The following is a 3777-nucleotide window of genomic DNA, read 5'->3' on the forward strand; positions in this document are numbered from 1 at the left end:
AAATAATTCTATATATAAAATAGAATAGAAATATAAATATCGAAACATGCGAAATGCCTTATCCACTTTGATTGATCGCGATGGCAAAGGTCATATATATGTTCATCATACTAAGAAAGTTAAAAGTGCGCAAATGGGATATTTAAAAATCCAGCATCCCGGCTGTCTCCTTGATTTCATCGAAGGTCGCTGATGTTGTTTTTTATAAATTTGCCATTCGCGGGCTTTTGTCGAATGGTTGGAATAGATATGTCGAAATTCGAAGATTGCAATATAAACGATGATCTGAAAGCAGATCTTGAAAGGATTGGTTTTGTTGAAATGACGGCTGTACAGGAACAGGCAATGTCACCTGCCCTCGATGGTAAGGATCTCATCATAAGATCGAAGACTGGATCTGGAAAGACCGCTGCTTACCTCGTGCCCATACTTAACATGATAGGGCGCGGAAGAAAGCCAAGGGCACTTGTTGTGCTTCCCACGAGGGAGCTGGCGATACAGGTAAATGGAGTCGCGGAGAGACTGGGGCGCAGATCAAGGATAAGATCCACAGTCATCTATGGTGGATCCTCAATGTCAAGGCAGATAGAGTCTCTGGAAAAGGGAACCGATATCATTGTGGGTACTCCGGGCAGAATACTTGATCTTCATGATCGCGGGTTTCTGGATCTGTCAGCTATACGATATTTCGTACTGGATGAGGCAGACGTAATGCTGGACATGGGCTTCATAGACGATATCAGGAAGATCATGTCATTCCTCAACGAGGAGAAACAGACGTTCATACTTTCGGCAACTATGCCGGAGGAGATCGTGGAGATGGCCAGCGATTTCATGCACGATCCAACTACGATAATGGTCGATTCTGACGAGGTCACGGTTAAAGAAATTGACCACTATTACACGATAACGAAGAGAAATAGAAAGCTTCAGGCACTGCAGAATTACCTGAAAACATACGGTCCTCAGAAAACAATAATCTTCTCAAGGACAAAGGCTGGTACCAAGATGGTTTGCGATTTTCTTCTAAACAAGGGTTACAACGCCGTCATGATCAATGGGGATATGAGCCAGAGCCAGAGAGAAAAAGCCATGTACCTCTTCAGGAACAGGGTGGAATATCTTGTTGCGACAAACGTTGCCGCAAGGGGCATAGACATCCGCGACGTGACAGATATAATAAACTTTGATCTGCCAGACGATCCCAAGGTTTACGTCCACAGAGTGGGAAGAACTGCAAGGCTGGGGTCAGATGGTCGTGCATTCAGCATAGTGGAGGAAAATCAGAAAGACGCTGTGCGCCAGATCGAACGCATGGCTAGAGTGAGCCTCAGACAGATACGGATGCAGGATTAGATTCTCCTGCAGTTATTTTCTTAAAAACATACTATTAATGTTAGTAAAAAATTAATAAATCTTTATGCTACACATACGATATACATGCAATTGCTTGACGATATCAAAGGTTTTCTGAACACCTTCAGCGAAACGATGTTTATGGATGTTGTCAATTATTCTCTGACTAGGGATAAATATGACTCAATGTTTCTGCGGGATGCCAGGTATCCCGAACTAGGTGAACTGAGATCAACACAGGTGGAAGGCGATAGCCTGATCGTTAAATTCGATGGATATGTTCTGAGGATACAGGGTACGGATAATGGTGTACTCAAATTCACATGGACCGATGGACCCGCCTTGCCTATAGCCGATCCGTCGTTCGTGAAGCCCATACAGGACGGGGAGAGATACCTGTTCGGAAAAAATGTCGTATCACTTCAGAAGGATGGGCTCACGGTGGCGGATCCCGAGGGTGTGGTGCTGCATCACGAGTTTTTTCCATCGTTTGGAAGCGATATAACACATTCATTTGAAATAGGCGAAGAAGATATAATAAGCGGCCTCGGAGAGAAAGCCGCACCGCTGAACATGATTGGTCACGTATACAGGCTGTGGAACCATGATGCAAATGGATCATACGGTCCGGATAGCGATCCTCTGTATCTCAATGCGCCAGTAATGCTGCACGGGCATGAGGGCAGATTTGTGCTTATCTTTTACGCGAATGCAGGGGATTCCACAGTGGATGTTGGTTATTCTGACGAGAGGCGCTTATCAATATCATTCAGATCAAAGCCGCTGGAATACTACATAATCACGGGCGATCTTGATTCAATATACTCGCGGTTTGCGGAGATAACCGGAAAGCCGTATAAGCCTCCATACTGGGCCTTTGAATTCCAGCAGTCAAGGTACAGCTATATGGATACCAAGGAAGTAAGAGACGTTGTTGATGGCTTCATATCGCGCGGAATACCGCTGGGCGCTGTATACCTGGATATAGATTATATGGACAGCTTTAAGATGTTCACATTCGATCAGAAGCGTTTTGGAGACATCAAACAGCTGACCGACTACATGATGAAGAATGGCGTGCGTCTCATAACCATAATGGAGCCCAGTGTTAAGATGGAGCCTGGATACGATCTGTATGAAGAGGGCTTAAAGAATGGCTATTTTGTGCGCTATCCGGACGGAAACGTCATGTACGCTCCTGTCTGGCCAGAAATGGCGGCATTTCCTGATTTCACAGATGCAGGCGTAAGGGAATGGTACAGTTCCAGGTACGATTTCATGCGATCCATGGGCATATCTGGATTCTGGCATGACATGAATGAACCTGCAATATTCGTTGCATGGGGAGACAACACCATGCCCAGATCCGCGGTTCACAGCATAGGCAGGCATGAGGAGGTGCACAACCTATACGGCTACTATATGGATAAGGCTGCATTCGATCACCTCTCCAGAAGCGAAAGGCCTTTCATACTCTCCCGATCCGGATGGGCTGGAATAAGCCAGTATTCATGGATATGGACTGGAGATACTGAGACCTCATGGAAGGAGCTTAAGCAGAATATAGTGACGATACTTCACATGTCCATGTCCGGCATAACATTGACTGGATGCGATATCGGGGGATTCACGGGTTCCCCCACTCCGCATCTTTTCATAAGATGGCTGCAGGCTTCGCTCTTCTTCCCGCTTTACAGGGTGCATTCAGATAAGAGATCGAAGAGGCGTGAGCCATGGGCATTCGGCGATCACGAAAGGGAGATAATTGACGTGATAAGGATGAGGCATTCATTTGTCCCGCAGATATACAGCGAGGCAATATCTTCATCTATCACGGGCAGACCGATCCTTCGCCCGATATTCTGGGCCGATCCTAAGAATACGCTTGCCATGTCCATAGATGATGAATATATGATGGGTGATGATCTCCTTATAGCTCCGGTAGTTGAAGATCATGTGATTAACAGGGAGGTATTCCTGCCATCTGGAAGATGGTATGATATTTCAAATGACAGCGTCGTTGAGGGTCATATTACGTACTGTGTAAATCTAAGCACAGTTCCAATATTTGTCAGAGAAGGATCAGCCATATTGCGGGAAAACAACGGTATAGAGGTGCACCTTTACCTTGGATCAGGAAGGGCTAAGCGCACTTTCTATATAAGTAGCGGCAACGATGATGTGAAGGTGGACATCGAATTTGACGGCAGAGATATAAGGGTGAATCCAGGCAGGCCTGTCAGCGTGAAATTTATAGTGCTGCATGGATTCGGTTCTATGACTCCTACCTTAAATGGAAATCAGTCAAAGTTGCCACCTCCAGGTTCTCTCCGGATATGTCGATGCCATATGTCGCCATGGCTTCCCAGATCCTCTTCGCTTCCTTCTTCGATATGAAATGCTTGGATGTCATGGTATATA

At 45.7% G+C, this 3777-nt stretch carries 2 protein-coding genes and 1 pseudogene; 2 read left to right on the top strand and 1 reads right to left on the bottom strand.

The window, feature by feature from the left end; translation table 11 throughout:
• The first annotated feature begins 234 nt into the window (after positions 1-234).
• The gene (locus DMB44_RS01510; RefSeq protein ID WP_237265219.1) at positions 235-1356 is read left to right on the top strand and encodes a DEAD/DEAH box helicase; all 1122 of its coding nucleotides are present in this window, start codon (positions 235-237) and stop codon (positions 1354-1356) included.
• A 186-nt stretch (positions 1357-1542) separates the two neighbouring features.
• Positions 1543-3435: pseudogene (locus DMB44_RS09535) on the top strand (TIM-barrel domain-containing protein); the annotation flags it as partial.
• 205 nt (positions 3436-3640) lie between these two features.
• Here the strand turns inward: DMB44_RS09535 and DMB44_RS09735 are convergent.
• On the bottom strand, positions 3641-3769 hold the full coding sequence (locus DMB44_RS09735; protein WP_369907611.1) for a DUF1947 domain-containing protein: 129 nt from the start codon (positions 3767-3769) through the stop codon (positions 3641-3643).
• Positions 3770-3777: the final 8 nt, after the last annotated feature.

This window comes from Thermoplasma sp. Kam2015 (assembly GCF_003205235.1).
Lineage (GTDB): Archaea > Thermoplasmatota > Thermoplasmata > Thermoplasmatales > Thermoplasmataceae > Thermoplasma.

Coding starts and splice junctions, on each gene's coding strand:
- DMB44_RS09735 (WP_369907611.1), bottom strand. CDS start 3,769: ATGACATCCAAGCATTTCATATCGAAGAAGGAAGCGAAGAGGATCTGG.
- DMB44_RS01510 (WP_237265219.1), top strand. CDS start 235: ATGGTTGGAATAGATATGTCGAAATTCGAAGATTGCAATATAAACGAT.